This window comes from Synechococcus sp. R6-10 (assembly GCF_047461815.1).
GTDB lineage: Bacteria > Cyanobacteriota > Cyanobacteriia > Thermostichales > Thermostichaceae > Thermostichus.
Genome location: NZ_JANSHW010000247.1, coordinates 1 through 2871 on the forward strand (window position 1 = coordinate 1; position 2871 = coordinate 2871).

Consider the following 2871-nt stretch of genomic DNA (forward strand, 5'->3'; position numbering starts at 1 on the left):
TGGGCCAGCACTCTCTCCCTAGGGGAACAGCAGCGTCTTGCCTTTGCCCGCATTTTGATCACCCAGCCCCGCTACGCCATCTTGGACGAGGCCACCAGCGCCCTGGATGTGGCCAACGAAAAACTGCTCTACCTGCAGCTGCAACACCTGAACACCACCTACATCAGCGTCGGGCATCGCCCCACCCTCCTGGCCTACCACGACTTGGTCTTGGAGCTGCAGGGGAATTGTGCCTGGCAACTGTGGTCGGTGCAGGAGTACGGTGCCCGCCTAGCCCTGGCCAGCTAGAAGCGCCGACATCTCCAGCTGACTCAAATAACAAGTTTTGCGGGTTTGGAACAAAACCCGGATAGGAGGCTGACTTTTCCAACTGGACGCTCTTCAAAGGAGGTGATAGCCTGTTATTCACAAGTATTCCGACCGGTTTACCGGAGATCACCAATGCCCCCCATGATCCCATCCGAGGCCAAGCGTTCCAAGGTGGAGCAGATCAAGGCAGACAGCCACTTTCTACGGGATCCCCTTCAGCAGGAGCTGGCCCAAGACACCACCCACTTCAGCGAAGCAGCGGTGCAGGTGCTGAAGTTTCACGGGGCTTACCAGCAGGACGACCGGGATCGGCGGCAGCAGCGAAAGCAGGAGGGGCTGGAGCGGGCCTATTCGATGATGTTGCGCACCCGCATCCCCGGGGGACACGTGCCCCCCCAGCTTTACTTGACCCTGGATCGGCTGGCCGATGAGTACGGCAATGGCACCCTGCGAGCCACAACGCGGCAGACGTTTCAGCTACACGGGATCCTCAAGAAAAACCTCAAGGCCACCATAGCCAGCATTCTCAAACAGATGGGATCCACCCTGGCCGCCTGCGGCGATGTCAACCGCAACGTGATGGCACCGGTTGCCCCCTACAAAAATCGCCCTGCCTATCGCTATGCCCAAGAGTATGCCCGCAAGCTGGCGGATCTGTTGGCTCCGAAGACCTCTGCCTACTACGAGATCTGGGTGGATGGGGAGCCGGTTCCCATCCCACCGGTGGATGAGGAAGTGCGGGAAGCAGAGCAGTTTGTGGGCAACGGGGTGCGCCTGGAGGGGCCAGAACCTCTGTATGGCCCCGTCTATTTGCCCCGCAAGTTCAAGACAGCCATCACCGTAGCTGGGGAAAACACGGTAGATGTGTACTCCCAGGACCTGGGCTTGATTGTGCTCACCGACCGCAAGGGCAACTTGAAGGGCTTCAACATCGTGGTGGGTGGGGGCATGGGGCGTACCCACGGCAAGGAAGAAACCCAGCCCCTTTTGGCCCAAAAGCTCTGCTTTGCCCCGCCGGAATCGGTGTATCGGGTTTGCCAGGCCGTTTTGGCGGTGCAGCGGGACTACGGCAACCGGCACGATCGCAAGCAGGCGCGGCTGAAGTATCTGGTGAGAGACTGGGGGATCCGCAAGTTTCGCCGTGTGGTCGAGCAGTACCTGGGGGAGAAGTTGTTGCCCTTCCGGCGCATGCCCAAGTTTGTCCCCAACAGCGACGACTACCTAGGCTGGCACGAGCAGGGGGATGGCCGTTGGTTTTTGGGCATCTCCATTGAAAATGGCCGCATCCAGGACACCCCAGAGCGACAGCTCAAGACGGCACTGCGCCGGATTGTGGAGGCGTTTTCTCTGGACATGCGGCTGACCCCCACTCAGGACGTGATCTTTATTGACATCGAGGATGGCCAGCGGGAGGCCATCAACCAGATCCTCAAATCCCACGGGGTGCTTTCCAAGGAAGAGATCCCCCAACTGGTGCGGCTGTCGATGGCCTGCCCTGCCCTGCCCACCTGTGGGTTGGCGATTACCGAGTCGGAGCGGGCTTTGCCGGGGCTGGTTCGCCAGTTGGATCGGCTGTTGCAGGAGCTGGATCTGCAGGATTCGCCCTTTTTGGTGCGCATGACCGGCTGCCCCAACGGCTGTGCCCGACCCTACTTGGCGGAACTGGGATTGGTGGGATCCGCCCCAGATGGCTACTACCAGATTTGGCTGGGAGCCAGCCCCCGCGGGGATCGCCTGGCGCAAGTGTTTCAGGAGCGGGTACACATCAGCCAGATCGTGCCGCTCATGAGAGTTCTCCTGCAGGCCTACAAGCAGGAGCGCCGTCCTGGCGAGAGCTTTGGAGATTACTGCCATCGGGTGGGGATCCCCTATTTGCAGGCCCAAGTTCAGCAAAGGGATGGCGTTTTTGCCTGAAGGGATCCCTCAAAAACGAGACCAAGCCTGTAGCCATTCCCGGAGCGCTTCCAGCCATCCAATCGGTTCGGGCTTGGCTGCTTCTGGAGCTTGCTCCTCGCCAGCCGGCAAGCTAACTTGGTCAGGGTGCACCCTGTAAACTCGGATGGGTTTGGCGTTGGGAAAAGGTTTCACCGAAAGAGGCTCCACCTGCAGGAGTTGCCCTTCCACGGCTCGATACACGGCTGCCGAGATGAGCAACCGAAAGCTCTGTTCCTCAGACTGTTCCCCCCCTTGCGAAACATCCTCAACCGACTCCAGCCAGGTGGCAAACTGAACCGACTTCCCGAAGGCGGACAACCGCTGCGGATCTTGGGGATCGAGGGGCAGCAAAAGGACTGGGCCGTAGTGGATCCCGATGGCAAGCTTGACCTGCGGGTAGGAGAGTTGCCGCAAACACCTGTTCAACTCCACCACCGACTGCCCAAGCGCCAACCCCGCCTGCAGCGCCTGCTGTATGGCCAGCTCGGGTTGTTTGAGACCAAACAAAGCCAGACTTCTCAGCCCGCTCTGGTTGGCCAGTACTGATACATTCAGGCTGAACTCTCCTGAACATGGTTCAGGAAAGAAGCGATCGCATCCTGCCTATCTCTGAGCAGGAAGGCGGTA

3 protein-coding genes are annotated in these 2871 nt (G+C 59.8%); 2 read left to right on the top strand and 1 reads right to left on the bottom strand.

Translation table 11 applies throughout. The features are described 5' to 3' along the window. Both NW837_RS07715 and NW837_RS07720 read left to right on the top strand, forming a co-directional pair. Positions 1-288, top strand: a 288-nt coding sequence (locus tag NW837_RS07715) for an ATP-binding cassette domain-containing protein (protein WP_414330404.1), incomplete at its 5' end; no start/stop codon positions are given. Positions 289-441: 153 nt separating this feature from the next. Continuing rightward, positions 442-2223 carry an NADPH-dependent assimilatory sulfite reductase hemoprotein subunit gene (locus NW837_RS07720; protein WP_414330406.1) on the top strand — a complete coding sequence of 594 codons (1782 nt, stop codon included), beginning with the start codon at positions 442-444 and terminating at the stop codon, positions 2221-2223. Positions 2224-2232: 9 nt separating this feature from the next. Here NW837_RS07720 and NW837_RS07725 read toward each other — a convergent pair whose 3' ends face one another. Beyond that, positions 2233-2751 carry a hypothetical protein gene (locus NW837_RS07725; RefSeq protein WP_414330409.1) on the bottom strand — a complete coding sequence of 173 codons (519 nt, stop codon included), beginning with the start codon at positions 2749-2751 and terminating at the stop codon, positions 2233-2235. Positions 2752-2871 lie beyond the last annotated feature (120 nt).

What these genes read in the sequence shown, in the direction of transcription:
- NW837_RS07720 (WP_414330406.1), top strand. Translation starts at nt 442, where the DNA reads ATGCCCCCCATGATCCCATCCGAGGCCAAGCGTTCCAAGGTGGAGCAG.